We start from the raw sequence: 13,124 nt of genomic DNA on the forward strand, positions 1-13,124 counted from the left end.
GGGTAGGTGAGAAAGGACGTTTTTAGAGGTTCACATCAACGAAAACAGGCTATAATGCGGGGATTATGGCCTGTAAATAAATATGGTATTCGCAGATAAACTTACTGATAAATTAAATTGAGCGGCTGGTGAAATCCGTTGTAGGATATGTTTAATGTATTTCTGGATAGGCTGTTGTTTTTGTTTATACGAACCGGAATATCTGGAGTTCCCACAATTAGTTCGGCTCCGGAACACAGGGTAACCTTCAGTATAACAGCATCGGGCAGGATAATATCTTGCTTAAGTCTTGCAGATATTGTACTGGCATAAGAAGTTCCTGGCGCATCCGTCCGAGATGAAGTGTCAATATCACCTGAGGCAACGTGCATCGGAAAGTCGGTCCATTCTGTTACCGTCATTTTTACTGAACCGGTAGGATATGGATAATATGAAATCACCTGATTAAGGTTTACAAATGCGATTGATTGAATGATCTGAAGTGCCATTATAGTATGTTTTGATATTCTTCAATAGTTTTCCTGATTGCAGCGCTTTGTAGGCGTACACGGCGTGAAAGGCGCTCATACATGGTTTTAATTTCCTTTTCCTCCTTTCGGTAGCTGCGTTTCTTTAATTGCTCTGTCTCACCGATTCTACTGGTTAGCTTCCGCGATAAAATGAAATTTTGAATAACGACCTTCTGCTGGAGCCCAAGGTTTTTTCCTACGTAATAATATTCGATGAAATCCAGATCAAACGTTGCTATTAGGTGATCGTTTATTTTGCGCTGATCTTCAGTGCTAAGATAGCAGAAGCGTTGGAAAAGACTCGGCATTGCTGATGTTCTCGGAAGCCGAAAGTAAACAGCTTTATCGTCATCCATTTTTTGTTCGACTGGGAAATCTGAGAAACGTATTAATGAACAGATGAAACGCCCCATGTGAGAATCTCTAAATACGGAAAAGGCACCATCCTCATGGGTGAAAAGATAATGCAGATAGTCTCTGTGCATCTCGTTTTTTATGTGACAAATTACATTCATGGATCATCCTTATTGGTTTAAACAAATTTACCTATTTTTCCGTTGAAAACGGAATTTAATAGTCTGAAAAATAAATGTTTATATGTGTTTAATTAAACATATAATTCCGTCGAAATCGGATTATAAAGTAAAAATCAATTTTGAGTAATTAATTCCTCGTTTTTACAACGAGTTACGTCGCGGTCCCAAAAATAGCGTAATTTTTTGTAATTCTGTAATAACTTGTAAGCATTTGATTTTCAATGTGTTTATTGTCTGTTTTTCTGTAATATTCCATTACAAAAATTTGTAAGGTTTGTAATATGATTTTTCACTCTTCCATTATTACAAACTTTTGTAATAATTATATTTTTCATTACAAATTTTTGTAATGAGTTAAATGGCTGAGTAACATCTCATTATACTGTTGTATTTTTATTTATTACAGAATTACAAAAATTTTCAAGTTAAAGACTTAAAAAGATGTAAAGAAAAAACGAAGGGCCGGGAGCGACCTTGACAGAAGAAGGTGTGGCCATCACTGGATGACCACTTATTTGCGCTGCTTCGCGAGCGCTCGAAAGTCAACTTAAGAGCGGCAACGGTGTGTCCCCGCAGGAATGAAATTGAGCTGATGGGAGAGTGGCGAGATATACGACTTTAAGGAGTCTCAATACCTTTGATGTATATTTGCATTTATGAAAGCGATGGAGATACAACTGCGTGGTAAAACGACACAAATTAAATATGTGGTTAATCGGAATATGAATTTGATCCATGCAGATGTTACATGGGAAAACGGTAAACGTACTATATTTTATAAGGGCATGTACGGAGATCCCGAACGGTGGGAAGCGAAAAATATTCCTGACGACCTGATTGTTTTATTGTCGACGATTTTCGAAAAGGAAACTCCGGAAGACCTGTCAGGATATACTAATCACGGTTACGTTCCTACGGTAAATGGCTAAACGACGTCTTGAATACTAGGAATATTGGTGTCGATCCCTCGCGCTGAAGTTACTCTGAATGTTCGGTGCGTCTGCAGCTGCCCTTCATAAGGCACCATTAACGATTCGATCTCATCTCGGCCATCCGCTAGCAACCAGTTGTGTCGTTTGATTTCTGGAATGATTAAGGGCATGCGTTTCCCTACGTTGTGGATTTCTTCCATTTGCGTGTTGGCGGGAGTAGTAATGATCGAGAATGTGTTGTAGTTCTGCCAACGTGACCACACAACACCTAAAGTGAAAATTGGACTTGTCGGATCTTGGATATAATACGTCTCGTCGTTGTTTTTACCGTCGGTTGCGTGCGGTTCAAAAAAACCTTGAACGTATAGTAGTCCACGCTGTCTAGTGATGGCATTCTTGTATGATGATCTTTCAAAAATCTCTTCACTTCTTGCGTTAAGTGTGTTTCCACTCTTTTCTGCTGCTTCCTCCGACTTGATCCAAGAGGGTATAAGCTTCCATCGTGCAGAAACAATAGAGTCTATATCGTTATTTAGTGTTACAGGTAAAAATGGACGTGTGAATCCTGAGACATGGTAAATTGTTTTAAACCCATTCTGCACCGTCATACCTTTGATTATATCGCGGAGCAATTCTGTTTTAGGCGTTGAAGCATGATAGCACATAATTTCATATATTAGTATACAATTATAACCAATACGTATGAAATTTGTTCGCCTTACTAAAGATGTATTAATAAAGTTGCGATTGCTTGGCTTTAATATACTTAGGGCTCCAATGTCGATTGAACACCAAGATCCGACATGGTACCCATTGCAGGTTGAAAACGTATGGGAATATATTGATGATCTGTCAGGTGTTCCCTTCGAAGAGGACAATGTACTAGTAATCGATGATGCGATAGACAATATTCGTGAAGAGGATTTGATAGGTAGTGTTTGGATGATTTAGCCCCTTCGAAAACGGTGTAAATTAGTTTGTACGTTTGTTGTAATAAAAACTAATAAACTATGAATAAAACAAAAAAAATTTCGATCGATGGTAATACAGAAACCTATACTTTGATCGATGGTCGAGTAATGCAAAGGGTTAGGCATGAAAACAACGCGGTTTACTATTATTTAGAGGGTGAGCCGATTACGGGAACTGAGTTTCGAGATTTGATAGGAGAGCCCCATAACGGCTAGTTAACTTCCTCAAAGTAAAACCTAACTTCAATCTCTCTTTCTTCCAATAATCCATAACGCTTAGCAAACTTATATTGAGTACTATCTCGGTTCAGGGACTTTACAAACCCACCTATCACGCGCCGGAAGCTTTCAAGTGATTGACTCGACTTAACGATATTGCAGCTAGGGCAGGAGGGGTTGAAGTTTTCTATCGTGTTGCGTTCTGGATATTCGCATGTGCCGTCAATCCAGTTTCTTACTATTGGTTCAATGTGATCGGCGTGCCACCGGTCGGGAAGAAGGTCGCCACAATATGCGCAGCGACCATCATATTTATTGCGCAATTCATTGCGTTGTTGTTTTGTTAGTTTCATTTTACTTCCTCCATTTCATCTAAGGCTTTTGTAATGGCGGCTGCCACCGATTCAGGAGAATCATGAACATAACCACCAGGGAATCCTTCTATGCTTTTTAAACCTTTGCCAGTAAGAAAACAAGCTTTATACGTTCCATAGTCTTGAATTTCTGCATACCAACCGTATTGATAATGCGAGTAGGCGTTCTCGTTAGGGTTGGGCCATGATTTTGTATTGATCTTATTGAACCCGAAATGCTTTAAGGTTTTGGTGAAAGTTGAACATTCTTTGAGTTGCTTAGCTTTCTCGTTCTCGAAATGTTCAACCTGTTCTTTTGTTAGTTCGATTGAAACGCCTTGGACTATTACTTTCATTATGCAACGGTTTTTAAAAGTTCCTCACCTTGAGATTCCGCCCACGCACAGACTACATGCGGTACCACGCTATTTCCGATAAATTTCTTTTGATCGGATTGATTACCGTACAGCTTGTAATCTGCAGGGAATCCTTGAATTAGTTTCAGCTCCATAACCTTGAGCATTCGCATTTTGATATCGGATATTCCATACATGGCCATGAACTCCTTAATCTTGATCATGGTTTCAGAATCCCCTTCGTAGATCTCAATCCGCACATCTTCGTTTAGTTGGTACTGAATGAAGTAAAGAGGGGATTTGTCCTGTCTTGCGATTATAGTTGGGCATGGCTGTTCTATATGCATTGTGTGACCACCGTGAGAGGGATTGTAGATAAATCCCTTCGCTGTCATTAATGCATGCTTGTCGTTGACCAAAACTGTACCTGCAGGTCTGTCTATTGACTGGTGATTGTGATCTCCACTGTATTGCTTATCCAACCAATGGGTTTGAACTAACGTAAATCGATCTTTAGTTGGCAATGTACCAGCGGGTTCGTCAACAGATGCCACATTATCACCAGTGCCGTAATACTTCGTCAGGAAGCTAGGGTTGATGAGATAATGGTGTTTCCTGCTCGCAAGGACGGTGGGAGCGGGTTCGTTAATTGATTTGGAAGCACCCTTATACGATGACGTTAATACAAACGGCTCGACATTTACAACTGAGTTATGATCGATGCAAGTTATCGCCGATAATGGTTTCTCAACAGACGTTATCTGCCCGAACGGATCACCGCTAAAGTATTTCGCAATAAACGAAGTCTGCACAAGACCTAAACGTCCCTGACAAGCGATCGTGGGCAGCGGCTCATCCGTCGAAGGAGTACGGATTTTTCCCTGTTGGTTCATCGAATTGTATTTCATGATGAAATTGTCTTTTCCGCCTGCAACTTCTTTTATCAGTCCTGCATATATCCTTTTCAAGGAGTTTTCAACAAGTGGCTTCTTTCTATTGAAAATACTTTCACCTTCATCTTCAAAATCCAATAAATCGCGGACAGGCATCCATTTTTTTAGTCCGCTGCCGAAAAGATCCTGCTTGCCCGTTCCTTTTTTCGAGTGAGTAGGGGTTGGCCACACAATCGGTAAGCCTTCCTTAGCAAAACATCCAAACAGACGATTTCGAGATGTATATGCACCAAAGTCCGCAGAGTTCAATTCCTTCCACTCGTCACGGTACCCTAAACTATTAATGTGCTTGCGCCATCTCATCCAGTCACTTCCAGACTTCATACTGATGGGCTTACCGTGTTCGTTTAGAGGCCCCCAACTCATGAATTCGACAACATTTTCGATATGGACATAATCCGGATCTAGCGCTACTATATATCGGTCAAGATGATCAGCGAGAGTACGACTATCTGCATCTCGTGATTGACCTCCTTTAGCTTTACTGAAATTGGTGCACTCAAGTGATGCCCACAAAACGATTTTAGCATTAGGGTAAAGCTCGCGATATTGCTTTACGATGTCAGCTAACGGTGAAAGTTCTAGTGTTCTGATGTCTTCTTCGAAGTGATACACTTCTGGGTGATTTTCCCAATGGCTTCGAATAGCCTTATGATCGTGATTGACACAAGCTGCGATGATGGCCATCCGTTTGCCCCATTTATTGCGAGCCTGGTCGAAACCTATTGTTGTTCCACCGGCTCCACAAAACAAATCAATTACGATATACTGTATTGATTTTGGATCATCAACGATCTGTGGAACGAAAGGTTTATGTTGGAGTATGAATGCGGTTATCATGGTTAAAATTCTAAAATTTAAAACACGTTATTACAACTTGGATATTGTAACCTATTCCTTGAAGCTGCTCAATGCATTTATACTTCGGATGGCACTTAATCTCGTCAGCCTTTGAAAATGGCACCCTTACCTCACGAGTTCTTGGACATACTGAAAAATGGCCTTTAAGTCTCCTGTGTAAGTAGTACCTTTTCTTTGATACATCCGTAATCATTTCTATTTCAAATAGATGAAAATTCTTGTGGGATCATCCCAACAGATAGTTCCATCTACCTCGTTTCCATTTGGATCTGTTCCAGAAAATGAATAGCTGTATTTAAACTCGTTATTGACATTCCAAGTGTCGGCAGGGATAATGTACTCTGTGTATCCGAGTTTAAGTAAGTGCTGCTCTGCGTATACGTGAGCTTCTTCTCTGGAATCTTCTTTCTCACAGGAAATGAATAAAGTGGCGATTGTTAATGCTAGTACTGTAATAAATTGTTTCATGGTTTTGATTTTATTTTTTGATTATTTGTGATACTTTTTTAAATACGTGACCTTTGAATGCGATGTCTTCAGTCGTCCATACATCGTTGTATTCGTCGTAATGGATGGTCATTAACTCTCCGTCTCGATCTGTTATCTCTTTAGTCTTTGGTTGCCAACTAGCGCGCAATAGCGCTATGTAACTTTGAATAACGCTGACGTATACATTTGGCTCTAGTTTGGCGTGTCTACTCAAATTCTGACGTTTTAGTTCTTCGTTGATATTCATATCGTTTTTAAATGTCCGTTGATTACAAATTCATCCATCTGTTGGATAGTCCGGATGATTAACTTATCGGTTCCAACTTGTTTAAATCCCACTGCGGTCTGGGGCGATTCTTCGTGATCGTGAGATGTACTCCAGCCATTTTCAAATTCAATTGTGAAGACTATCCCTGCTTCAGAATCCCCGTATATCGTTTTTACAACTTCGAAGACACTGCCGATAGAATCAACGAACTTTTTGCCCAGTGGCCACGGTGCGTTCTGTACAAATGATGGCTTCATTAACTGGCTTTTTTTCGGACGGCAAACGATCGGAGCGTGGAGTGGACGGCAAAGACTTCAATTTCTAATTTCTTTTCTTCTATGAGTCTCCGCGCTTTAATAAGAGCAGCATCTAGATCTTTCACTCGCACCTCAATGCCTCCTTTGTAACTACGCTTGGTCGCGTAGGGAAATTCTTTTAATAATTCATTCATAATATTTTTGAGTTAGATTAAAAATTTGGTGATGGTGTTCCCGGTGTAGGCACTGGCAAATCCGAAAGATCGATTGTGGGATCAAAAACGAGTTCTGGATTGATCTCTGAGCCCTTGGTTTGGAAGTAGAACATGGATTGCGTTCTTTTCCCTCCGGGTTTTAACCACTTTCTCAATCGATCTTCATAGACAATGATGTCAGAGAACTTAATTATACGGCCGTCTTTTCCCTGCAGCTCGGTAGGATCCAATATCATTCCCTTAAGCATAGCGTATGATTTTAATTTTTTTCCAAAACCTTGAGGCGTTATCGTCTTGATTCCCGTCTCCAGTAGGTAGTCTTTGATAGCGACATTAGTCGGAACGAAACGATCAAGCTTTTGGCTTTCAGCAGAGAAGTATACCTCGGCCCATGCTAAGAAATTCATACCCATTTCATTGCTTAGGTTTCGCTCCATGATATTGCCCATAGGAGCCTCAATCATAGTTGGAAATGATAGATATAGGCTACAGCATTGCGCCATAAAATTTAGCGTCAAATTCCATTCTTCAGGGGTAAACTGTTTGAAAAGTTCTTTATCGAAATCATCTTTCGGCTGACGCTTTTCGTTGAATTCGCCCATCTTGTTGTCGTGGTAATAATTCGACATACCGATGAACAGGATCCTGCGTAAAGTTGATGGACTTAAATCGTCCGGAGCAAAGTTGGTTGTCATCCCCATTTTAGGTGAATCATCATTGGATATCGTTATCCTAGTCTTTCCTTTAGGATTTACGGTTATGCTTCCCGTAGTCATCGAGAAGGTGCGTTCCATCGGGAAGTTCTTTGCAGCATCATCGATGTAAACGATGTCTGTGTTTTTATTCACCTGCTCGAATACGTGATTGTCATCGAACAGTTTCGCGTTTTTACCGTCAAGTTCAATCAGTGTCTTGATCATCGCTAATGCCTTGAAGAATATTGACTTTCCGGACCCGCCGTGAGATCCTCCGTCTTTATTCGGTGTGTCATCCATTGCCATGACGATCCAAGGATCAGAGGCGGGCTTGTACCGGTGCATCATATAACCAAATGCATACATTTTGTTGACCAGGTGCAAGATCTGATCGTAACGTTCATCAGCATTTAGATTTTCCCCTTTGACTGTGAACTTGTTTCGGATTTTATAGGCTTCAACTTCTTCAGCTGAGAGGTGCTGTAGATTATCTTCGAGTTCTGTCCGCCAATTAACTCGGCTTGTTTGCATTAAAAAGCGGAAAAATAAGCAGCGATCGTCATGAACGTCGATATCATAACGCCCGTGTTCGTCACGCGTGACAGTAAACATTTTATCCAGGATACTTACCTTATGCGGCAGTATTTTAGAAGCCCACGTCATGCGGTCAACTTCCATTGGTTTCAATTGATGTACGCCCTCTGGAGTAATCCGCCACGTCGTGTTCTCAAAGAACATATATTGTGACTTGACGTCATTATCTTTAAAGTCCAGTTGTTTCTCCGGAAGTGTATCATAGGTACTCTGAGATAGGATGGGGGACTTGTGGACAATGTTTATCAGATCCTCATCCATGAATCGGCTGCGAAGGAATGCAAGAACAAACGATTTGATATGTTCAGGACGTACAACCCGAACGATATTGCCATCTATATGCACGTATTCGTACGTTTCCTCGCTTATTCTGTGAATGCCGAAACCATGCTTTACCAAAAAGTTTAACACGCGCTCAGCCGATAGTTTGTATTCTAATACGGGTCTGCCGAACTTCAACTTTATTTTTCCAGAACGATCGAAGGATAAGTGATGGTCCCAGAACCGGTAGCACTTGGCAACCTTTATGATATTTTTTAGATCTTTCCCTGTGAAGTGATTTAAAAAATCTCTAAAGTCTTTACACGGCCTGCCGTATTGATCCCGTTTTAATTGGAGAGCAGATGGTAATTCGATTGTTCGAATATTCAAGTATTGTTCTGAATCTTTGTTCAGGCATAGGTTGTGATTCTGAATCTGACCGGTGGCATCAAGATCCGGACAGGTATAAACGTTGTCTGTCTTTAGGAATAACTTGAAAAGTATGTCTTTAGACAGCTTGAAATATTCTGACGAGGGGTAAATTACCTGGTAACCTAGGGCAGCGAAGTTCAGCGCGTCCGATCCACCTGTACAGTATATTATTTCTTCCAGTTTTACTTCTTTACGTTCTTCACCCTCTGGTGGTTCAGGAGCATTATTTAAAGCGTTATTGTATGCTTTGTCGACCTGCATTAATCCGTGCAGAAACTGCGGATCGAAGTCTCCGTTATAAAAAAACCTTTCACTCTTTTTCTTTGCTTTAGGTTGATAGATCTTGGAGAATGTTTTCGTGGTGCCGTTTTTCTCGTAGTTTTCCTCAATCCGGATGATCGGATAGAATTCTGCCGCGGATATAGTGATTGCCTTACGTTTCTTGATGATGGTGTAGCTTTCAAGGCTATGCCAATGCTGAGCAAGCATTATTTTGCGAAGGTCTGCCATTACAGCTTTTTTTCGCTCGTCGATTGGCTTGCTTTTGTTTTTATAGTCTAGGTGTGACCAGACCTTTTCGCTGAAAATTATTCGAAGGTGACTCTCCGGAGTCTCATCCCTAGGATTAAATATCCAAGTGCCGTCAGCTTGATCCGGCAAAGCGTCATCCGTTTTGAAGGTCGGTTGATACATCGATTCGATTTGATCAACATGGGCAACTCCATGACGGCCGGCCAGCAGCTTAATTGTATTTCCATAATCAAGAGCCTCAACTTTTTGCGCATAAGCAATGGCATTCATCCATTTACCATCGTCTCCGAAGTCAGCAACCACATAATTACCGTCCGGCAGTCTTTTGATGCTACTTGAGGGAGTGTTCTCGTCATGTAGCTTGAACTTTTTTCGCGTACCGGCATACTGGTCGATATCCGATATATAGAACCGGAATATGTCCAACCCGCCGTTTGTCAGCTGTAGAATGTCGTCTTTCGATATTTTGTAGTTTGACATGTAGAGGTAATTCTTTATTTGGTGTTTTCAGTATCGTTTGATTCGTAAATGTTTTCGTAGCGTTTTACTCTAGCAAGCGTCATAATGAGCGCTAAGAACAGTAGAAGGATAACACAAATGCATATGCCTAAACCTGTTTGTAGCATGTTAATACGTTCATTTTGTTCAAGTATCATTTGAGGTAAATTCAGCATCTTAAAAATTTTTAGGTTTATCAATTTGTTTGAATTCATAGACCCATACCCATGGATTTGATTCCCATGACTCGGATCCGTTAATGGACGTCCATAGGGATCGGAATGAGTTTTCGGGGCGAAAAAGATTGAATTGGGTTCCTAGTAACCTCAACAAACTCTCATTTATGGTATAGGATCTGTACATGCCTTTTTCGTCGACTTCGATACCTTCAGCGATCGCATCCGATTCCGATACATCTTGCAATCGCGCGACTCTCACTTTGGTTACTTCAAGGAAGATCCGAGCTGCTGCTTTAGGCATGTGAATAGCCGGCTTCCATCCTCTACCGACACATTCTGTTTTAGGATCGTAATTGTAATCTGCCTTGAATCTTAGGTGATCAGTAATACCAGCTTCTAGTAGCTCTTTAAAGTCGAACCTCGTTGAAAACCATGTCTCGCGAACCCACAAGAAGTCACCTTGGTTGTATTTAGGCGCTAACTCGGCGATAGCTCGTAAATAGTGTGTCGTGGTGCCATTCGGGTTTTTAGTTGGTTTCGGTAGATCATTCTGAACTTCGAATAATTGGGGTCCATATTTTGTCGGACGTAGCTCGATATCTGTATTGTCATACTTCTTCTTTACAATCCGGCGTGTTTGTGTCTTCCTTCCCTTGAGTATGGCCTCGACCATCAGACTGCTAAATAATATTGGTTTGATCGCCATACCTATGCCTCCTCATCGCTAGTGAAATACTCGACGATATCTTCTACACTGTGATGTACGCGTATACCGCAAAGTATAGCAACACGACGTTCTTCGGCCGCTCCTGCGGAATGCGCCCAATTGTCCAGTAGAATTATATCGGTACATTCTTTCGTTAACACCTCAATTCCACGACGGTAATACCTTGGATCGCTTTCATTGGCCGACACGATATCAGAACAGAATTCATGTGGATTTCTTGTGATAAATCCTTTATGTTTTAGAATTTCGTCGGCGGCATAAAACGCCGGTCTATTTAAATCAGGCTGTCCGGAGATAGGGCCAGCTATGTATACGATGGGTGCACTCATGTTTTTAGTCGTTAATAATTAATAAATCCGCGCGGCAAAGGGTACGCGGTTCCTATCGGCGTAAAGAACGATCAATCGCCTGCCTTCCGCTGACACGGGGTTACTCACGTCAATTTCGAATAGTAATCCGTACAGTATTTGATAATTGGAATGATATGCGTATCGAAGTGTGTCAACGCAGGTGACGGCTTGGAAGGCATCAGCAAAGAAAATGATACCCTAGCGTTACTTACATGTTTTGCTAACCGCAAGATGTCGCCAGTGCTGTAGCTGTCAATTATGAACTGAATGTTTTGAATCGCTTGTTCGCGGGCTTTAAACATTGTTCGTGAGTTGTTATATGCGAACTGGCGCATGTTGATGAAACTCTGTAGTTCGGCACATATGAACTTCATTAATCTCGACTGGAAGACTTGCGCTGCCTCGTCATAATTTCTAACACTGATCGTAGATTCCTTCTTTTTAGAATACCCCGGATATCCGACGATTAACCTTTTGCTCTGTTGATCAATTCTTGCTGTTAGCATGGCTTATTGATTTTCGAATTCAACCTTAGAAAGAACCTGGAGAAGCTCTCTCGATTTATTAATAATCCGTGTATCATATCCATCCTTGATGGTGTGCAGTTCCTTATGGACCGTTACGCGGTCTACCGGATATCCTTCAGCGGTCAAGGCTTCGGATACGGTTCTCGCAAATGCTTTGGGAGCGTGCTTTCGGATGAACTGTAGTTCATTTCCGCTTACCTGAATAATTTCTGTCTGGGTTGCCGTATTCATTTGTTATGATTTTTTGTTACGTTTGTTTGTTATTGCATTTTGTTATTACAAATATATACTCATTTTGCATACAATAGCAAATATTTATACACAAATTGTTTATGAAAATAGATAAATCATTGATTTTAAATGCGATAAAATCTTATTTAGACATAGCTAAAGACGCGGAGTTCGCGCGATATCTAGGAATAAAGCCACAAACGCTGGCCTCGTGGCATACGCGAAATACATATGATATTGATTTATTGTACGCGAAATGTGAATTTCTGAATGCCGAGTGGTTATTAACCGGTAAAGGTGAAATGGTGAAAAATAGAATTATTGATACCGCAATCGTTCAAAAACCTTCAGTAGAGGAGTTCGGTTGGCAAGCTCGCTACGAGGAACTCAACGAAAAATATATTCAGGTTCTCGAGGAAAACAACCGACTGCTAAAAAACAAATTAAAGGAACTCTTGTCTGACGATAAAAGCGCATAGGTCGAATTCAGATATGCGAGTTATTTGGCGTAAATGGGAGTGAAATTATTTAGAAAACTATATTAATCCATGAAAGTATCACTGTTGATCGTAGTATTGTTCCTCATCATCAATAAAACAAATGGGCAAGCATATATGGCTAATCACGCTGGAAGAAGCGCATATATTTATGAACATAGTCTTTTGAAAATATCTCCAGAGTACCCTGCGGAAAATCGCACCCATATTTATGCTGACAAGAGCGTCGCTATAGAAAATATAGGATCGAAAAGTTTAAAGAAGGAAGAGGTCTTAGGAGATACGTTCAAGGTGCTGAATGTTATTAATATCGATTATACGACTAAGCTTCTCGAATTGGAACGCCTTTCGAATTCATCCATATTATATTACCGGTACACGATATTTCACGGGGTTGATTTTCCATTCAACATCGTGAAAATGGATATACAAAAGGATCTAGTTATGAAAGAGATAGAATATTCGAAAGATGATTTTACAAAATCGGAAACGTATAGAACTCCTATTTCTGGTAACAACAAATTTCATTTGATTAAGATTAAAGATAAAGGTCAGATACATTTTTATTTGACTCTCCAAACTACAGGAATAACTCCAAATGTTAATCAAAAAGGTGTTTATCTTTTGTTTGAAGATGGACGCGTATGGGATAAGCCTGATGTTGACGTTGATATTGAAGTTAG

At 40.6% G+C, this 13,124-nt stretch carries 21 protein-coding genes; 5 read left to right on the forward strand and 16 right to left on the reverse strand.

Annotation, left to right across the window (positions count from 1 at the left end):
- Positions 1 to 101: 101 nt before the first annotated feature.
- On the reverse strand, positions 102 to 488 hold the full coding sequence (locus tag HP439_RS12985; RefSeq protein ID WP_172390766.1) for a hypothetical protein: 387 nt from the start codon (positions 486 to 488) through the stop codon (positions 102 to 104).
- Positions 488 to 994: a hypothetical protein gene (locus tag HP439_RS12990; protein ID WP_172390767.1), complete on the reverse strand. Its 507-nt coding sequence runs from the start codon at positions 992 to 994 to the stop codon at positions 488 to 490. Before HP439_RS12990 ends, HP439_RS12985 begins: the two co-directional genes overlap by 1 nt.
- 707 nt (positions 995 to 1,701) lie before the next feature.
- Here HP439_RS12990 and HP439_RS12995 point away from each other — a divergent pair.
- Positions 1,702 to 1,974: a hypothetical protein gene (locus HP439_RS12995; protein ID WP_172390768.1), complete on the forward strand. Its 273-nt coding sequence runs from the start codon at positions 1,702 to 1,704 to the stop codon at positions 1,972 to 1,974.
- On the opposite strand, the gene HP439_RS13000 is transcribed toward HP439_RS12995, so the two are convergent.
- A complete protein-coding gene (locus HP439_RS13000) occupies positions 1,971 to 2,642 on the reverse strand; it encodes an SOS response-associated peptidase (protein WP_172390769.1) in 672 nt (223 codons plus the stop codon). The genes HP439_RS12995 and HP439_RS13000 overlap by 4 nt on opposite strands.
- A 37-nt stretch (positions 2,643 to 2,679) precedes the next feature.
- Between HP439_RS13000 and HP439_RS13005 the strand changes: the two genes are divergently transcribed.
- Positions 2,680 to 2,928 carry a hypothetical protein gene (locus tag HP439_RS13005; RefSeq protein WP_172390770.1) on the forward strand — a complete coding sequence of 83 codons (249 nt, stop codon included), beginning with the start codon at positions 2,680 to 2,682 and terminating at the stop codon, positions 2,926 to 2,928.
- A 59-nt stretch (positions 2,929 to 2,987) separates the two neighbouring features.
- Positions 2,988 to 3,164, forward strand: coding sequence for a hypothetical protein (locus HP439_RS13010; RefSeq protein ID WP_172390771.1), 177 nt, complete (start codon positions 2,988 to 2,990; stop codon positions 3,162 to 3,164).
- Here HP439_RS13010 and HP439_RS13015 read toward each other — a convergent pair.
- The 13 genes from HP439_RS13015 to HP439_RS13075 all read right to left on the reverse strand — a co-directional run bounded on the left by HP439_RS13015 (position 3,161) and on the right by HP439_RS13075 (position 11,944).
- Positions 3,161 to 3,520, reverse strand: a complete 360-nt coding sequence (locus HP439_RS13015; RefSeq protein ID WP_172390772.1) for an HNH endonuclease — start codon at positions 3,518 to 3,520, stop codon at positions 3,161 to 3,163. The genes HP439_RS13010 and HP439_RS13015 overlap by 4 nt on opposite strands.
- Positions 3,517 to 3,876, reverse strand: coding sequence for a hypothetical protein (locus HP439_RS13020; protein WP_172390773.1), 360 nt, complete (start codon positions 3,874 to 3,876; stop codon positions 3,517 to 3,519). Before HP439_RS13020 ends, HP439_RS13015 begins: the two co-directional genes overlap by 4 nt.
- Positions 3,876 to 5,669: a DNA cytosine methyltransferase gene (locus tag HP439_RS13025; protein ID WP_172390774.1), complete on the reverse strand. Its 1,794-nt coding sequence runs from the start codon at positions 5,667 to 5,669 to the stop codon at positions 3,876 to 3,878. Before HP439_RS13025 ends, HP439_RS13020 begins: the two co-directional genes overlap by 1 nt.
- A gap of 216 nt (positions 5,670 to 5,885) precedes the next feature.
- A complete protein-coding gene (locus HP439_RS13030) occupies positions 5,886 to 6,158 on the reverse strand; it encodes a hypothetical protein (RefSeq protein ID WP_172390775.1) in 273 nt (90 codons plus the stop codon).
- A gap of 10 nt (positions 6,159 to 6,168) precedes the next feature.
- On the reverse strand, positions 6,169 to 6,426 hold the full coding sequence (locus HP439_RS13035) for a hypothetical protein (RefSeq protein ID WP_172390776.1): 258 nt from the start codon (positions 6,424 to 6,426) through the stop codon (positions 6,169 to 6,171).
- Positions 6,423 to 6,704, reverse strand: a complete 282-nt coding sequence (locus tag HP439_RS13040; protein WP_172390777.1) for a hypothetical protein — start codon at positions 6,702 to 6,704, stop codon at positions 6,423 to 6,425. The genes HP439_RS13035 and HP439_RS13040 overlap by 4 nt, the downstream gene beginning before the upstream one ends.
- Positions 6,704 to 6,898 carry a hypothetical protein gene (locus HP439_RS13045; protein ID WP_172390778.1) on the reverse strand — a complete coding sequence of 65 codons (195 nt, stop codon included), beginning with the start codon at positions 6,896 to 6,898 and terminating at the stop codon, positions 6,704 to 6,706. Before HP439_RS13045 ends, HP439_RS13040 begins: the two co-directional genes overlap by 1 nt.
- Positions 6,899 to 6,915: 17 nt before the next feature.
- A complete protein-coding gene (locus tag HP439_RS13050; protein WP_172390779.1) occupies positions 6,916 to 9,912 on the reverse strand; it encodes a DUF5906 domain-containing protein in 2,997 nt (998 codons plus the stop codon).
- Positions 9,913 to 9,926: 14 nt separating this feature from the next.
- Entirely contained in the window at positions 9,927 to 10,106 is a 180-nt protein-coding gene (locus HP439_RS13055) for a hypothetical protein (protein WP_172390780.1), read from the reverse strand.
- A gap of 1 nt (position 10,107) precedes the next feature.
- Entirely contained in the window at positions 10,108 to 10,815 is a 708-nt protein-coding gene (locus tag HP439_RS13060) for a hypothetical protein (RefSeq protein WP_172390781.1), read from the reverse strand.
- Between the two features lie 2 nt (positions 10,816 to 10,817).
- Positions 10,818 to 11,165, reverse strand: a complete 348-nt coding sequence (locus tag HP439_RS13065) for a DUF4406 domain-containing protein (protein ID WP_172390782.1) — start codon at positions 11,163 to 11,165, stop codon at positions 10,818 to 10,820.
- A gap of 104 nt (positions 11,166 to 11,269) precedes the next feature.
- Positions 11,270 to 11,692 (reverse strand): hypothetical protein, encoded by a 423-nt coding sequence (locus HP439_RS13070; RefSeq protein WP_172390783.1) that lies wholly within the window; start codon positions 11,690 to 11,692, stop codon positions 11,270 to 11,272.
- Positions 11,693 to 11,695: 3 nt separating this feature from the next.
- On the reverse strand, positions 11,696 to 11,944 hold the full coding sequence (locus HP439_RS13075; protein WP_172390784.1) for a hypothetical protein: 249 nt from the start codon (positions 11,942 to 11,944) through the stop codon (positions 11,696 to 11,698).
- A 101-nt stretch (positions 11,945 to 12,045) separates the two neighbouring features.
- On the opposite strand from HP439_RS13075, the gene HP439_RS13080 reads away from it, so the two are divergent.
- Both HP439_RS13080 and HP439_RS13085 read left to right on the forward strand, forming a co-directional pair.
- On the forward strand, positions 12,046 to 12,423 hold the full coding sequence (locus HP439_RS13080; protein WP_172390785.1) for a helix-turn-helix domain-containing protein: 378 nt from the start codon (positions 12,046 to 12,048) through the stop codon (positions 12,421 to 12,423).
- 69 nt (positions 12,424 to 12,492) lie between these two features.
- A partial coding sequence (locus HP439_RS13085; protein ID WP_172390786.1) for a hypothetical protein occupies positions 12,493 to 13,124 on the forward strand: 632 nt, incomplete at its 3' end.

Source organism: Sphingobacterium shayense (genome assembly GCF_013179575.1).
Classification (GTDB): Bacteria; Bacteroidota; Bacteroidia; order Sphingobacteriales; family Sphingobacteriaceae; genus Sphingobacterium; species Sphingobacterium shayense.

Coding starts and splice junctions, on each gene's coding strand:
- HP439_RS12985 (WP_172390766.1), bottom strand. CDS start 488: ATGGCACTTCAGATCATTCAATCAATCGCATTTGTAAACCTTAATCAG.
- HP439_RS13030 (WP_172390775.1), bottom strand. CDS start 6,158: ATGAAACAATTTATTACAGTACTAGCATTAACAATCGCCACTTTATTC.
- HP439_RS12990 (WP_172390767.1), bottom strand. CDS start 994: ATGCACAGAGACTATCTGCATTATCTTTTCACCCATGAGGATGGTGCC.
- HP439_RS12995 (WP_172390768.1), top strand. CDS start 1,702: ATGAAAGCGATGGAGATACAACTGCGTGGTAAAACGACACAAATTAAA.
- HP439_RS13035 (WP_172390776.1), bottom strand. CDS start 6,426: ATGAATATCAACGAAGAACTAAAACGTCAGAATTTGAGTAGACACGCC.
- HP439_RS13055 (WP_172390780.1), bottom strand. CDS start 10,106: ATGCTGAATTTACCTCAAATGATACTTGAACAAAATGAACGTATTAAC.
- HP439_RS13015 (WP_172390772.1), bottom strand. CDS start 3,520: ATGAAACTAACAAAACAACAACGCAATGAATTGCGCAATAAATATGAT.
- HP439_RS13040 (WP_172390777.1), bottom strand. CDS start 6,704: ATGAAGCCATCATTTGTACAGAACGCACCGTGGCCACTGGGCAAAAAG.
- HP439_RS13050 (WP_172390779.1), bottom strand. CDS start 9,912: ATGTCAAACTACAAAATATCGAAAGACGACATTCTACAGCTGACAAAC.
- HP439_RS13005 (WP_172390770.1), top strand. CDS start 2,680: ATGAAATTTGTTCGCCTTACTAAAGATGTATTAATAAAGTTGCGATTG.
- HP439_RS13045 (WP_172390778.1), bottom strand. CDS start 6,898: ATGAATGAATTATTAAAAGAATTTCCCTACGCGACCAAGCGTAGTTAC.
- HP439_RS13080 (WP_172390785.1), top strand. CDS start 12,046: ATGAAAATAGATAAATCATTGATTTTAAATGCGATAAAATCTTATTTA.
- HP439_RS13075 (WP_172390784.1), bottom strand. CDS start 11,944: ATGAATACGGCAACCCAGACAGAAATTATTCAGGTAAGCGGAAATGAA.
- HP439_RS13020 (WP_172390773.1), bottom strand. CDS start 3,876: ATGAAAGTAATAGTCCAAGGCGTTTCAATCGAACTAACAAAAGAACAG.
- HP439_RS13025 (WP_172390774.1), bottom strand. CDS start 5,669: ATGATAACCGCATTCATACTCCAACATAAACCTTTCGTTCCACAGATC.
- HP439_RS13010 (WP_172390771.1), top strand. CDS start 2,988: ATGAATAAAACAAAAAAAATTTCGATCGATGGTAATACAGAAACCTAT.
- HP439_RS13070 (WP_172390783.1), bottom strand. CDS start 11,692: ATGCTAACAGCAAGAATTGATCAACAGAGCAAAAGGTTAATCGTCGGA.
- HP439_RS13000 (WP_172390769.1), bottom strand. CDS start 2,642: ATGTGCTATCATGCTTCAACGCCTAAAACAGAATTGCTCCGCGATATA.
- HP439_RS13060 (WP_172390781.1), bottom strand. CDS start 10,815: ATGGCGATCAAACCAATATTATTTAGCAGTCTGATGGTCGAGGCCATA.
- HP439_RS13065 (WP_172390782.1), bottom strand. CDS start 11,165: ATGAGTGCACCCATCGTATACATAGCTGGCCCTATCTCCGGACAGCCT.